Annotated in this window: 1 protein-coding gene; it reads right to left on the minus strand. The window is 65.9% G+C overall.

Annotation, left to right across the window (positions count from 1 at the left end; translation table 11 throughout):
- Nucleotides 1–46: 46 nt before the first annotated feature.
- Nucleotides 47–405, minus strand: a 359-nt coding sequence (locus AC5RWU_RS24675) for an alpha/beta fold hydrolase (RefSeq protein ID WP_493986795.1), incomplete at its 5' end; no start/stop codon positions are given.

The raw sequence follows: 405 nt of genomic DNA on the forward strand, positions 1-405 counted from the left end.
CAGCAGGGCCTGGTTCATGGCTGCACTCCTTTGATCATCCTGATGTTCAGCGGCTCACGCCGTGGACGGCGAGGTACTGCCTGACGATCTCGTTGAATTCGGCGGCGCGCTCGACCTGGGACCAGTGGCCGCACTGGCTGAAGATGTGCGCGTCGGCGGTCGGGATGACGTTGAGCAGTTCCCAGGTGCGCGAGACCGGGATCACGACGTCCTGGACGCCGTGGATCAGCAGGACCGGGATCTGAAGCCTGGAGAGCACCTCGAAGTCCAGCGGCAGCGCGTCGCGGTCCCGGTCGCGGGCGGTGACGACCTCGATCAGGCGGTCCGAGGCGGTGTCGTTCAGCGCGGCCGCGTAGCGCAGTGAGACCAGTTCGTCGGTGACCAGGGACTTGTCGACGACGAACT

It is taken from the genome of Arthrobacter sp. B0427-1-12 (genome assembly GCF_059092905.1).